We start from the raw sequence: 968 nt of genomic DNA on the forward strand, positions 1-968 counted from the left end.
TTGATGGTGCCGTTGCTGGCGGTCAGATCGGTGGTGCTGACGTTGGTTGCGCTCAACGTGTTGATGGTGCCGTTGCTGGCGGTCAGATCGGTGGTGCTGACGTTGGTTGCGCTCAGCGTATTGATGGTGCCGTTGCTCGCGGTCAGGTCGGTGGTGCTGACATTGGTCGCGCTCAGAGTATTGATGGTGCCGTTGCTCGCGGTCAGGTCGGTGGTGCTGACGTTGGTCGCGCTCAGCGTATTGATCGTGCCGTTGCTGGCCGTCAGGTCGGTCGTGCTGACATTGGTGGCGCTGACGTTGGTGGCGCTCAACGTGTTGATGGTGCCGTTCGACGCGGTCAGGTTGGTGGTGCTGACGTTCGCCGAGCTCAGCGTGTTGATCGTGCCGTTGCTGGCCGTCAGGTTCGTCGTGCTCACGTTGGCCGAGCTCAACGTGTTGATGGTGCCGTTCGACGCGGTCAGGTTGGTAGTGCTGACGTTCGTCGAGCTCACCGTATTGATCGTGCCGTTCGAGGCCGTCAGGTTGGTGGTGCTGACGTTGGTGGAGGTCAGCGTGGCGATGCTGCCGGTGTTCGAGATCAGATTGGTGGCATCGATGTTGGTCGCCAGCACGTTCGTCGATGTGACGCCGGTCGCCATGATGTTGGTCGAGGTCAGCGACTGGATCGTGCCACTGCTCGAGGAAACGCTGCCGGTGGTCACGCTGCCCGCGCTCACGGTGTTGGCCGTGATGCTGGTGGAGCTCAGCGTGTTGATCGTGCCGCTGGTGGCGGAGACGCTGGACGTGGTCAGGTTGTTGATGGTGCCGTTGGTGGCCGAGACGTTCGTGGCGCTGACGCTGCCTGCAGACACGGTACCCGCGGTGATCGTGCCGGCGCTGATGCTGGAGGAGGTCAGGTTGGTGACCGTGCCGCTGGTGGCGGACAGGTTCGTCGCAGTGACGTTGGCCGAGGACACGGTGCCGGCGGT

General features: G+C 62.9%; 1 protein-coding gene and 1 pseudogene. One reads left to right on the forward strand and one right to left on the reverse strand.

Features of this window, described 5'->3' with window-relative positions; all coding sequences use genetic code 11:
* Positions 1-638, reverse strand: a pseudogene (locus ACTJLF_RS34590) (YadA-like family protein); the annotation flags it as partial.
* On the opposite strand from ACTJLF_RS34590, the gene ACTJLF_RS34595 reads away from it, so the two are divergent.
* On the forward strand, positions 637-968 hold a 332-nt coding region (locus ACTJLF_RS34595; protein ID WP_440884898.1), incomplete at its 3' end, for a hypothetical protein. The pseudogene ACTJLF_RS34590 and the gene ACTJLF_RS34595 overlap by 2 nt on opposite strands.

Source organism: Variovorax sp. 22077 (assembly GCF_052044195.1).
In the GTDB taxonomy this organism is placed as follows: domain Bacteria; phylum Pseudomonadota; class Gammaproteobacteria; order Burkholderiales; family Burkholderiaceae_C; genus Variovorax; species Variovorax atrisoli.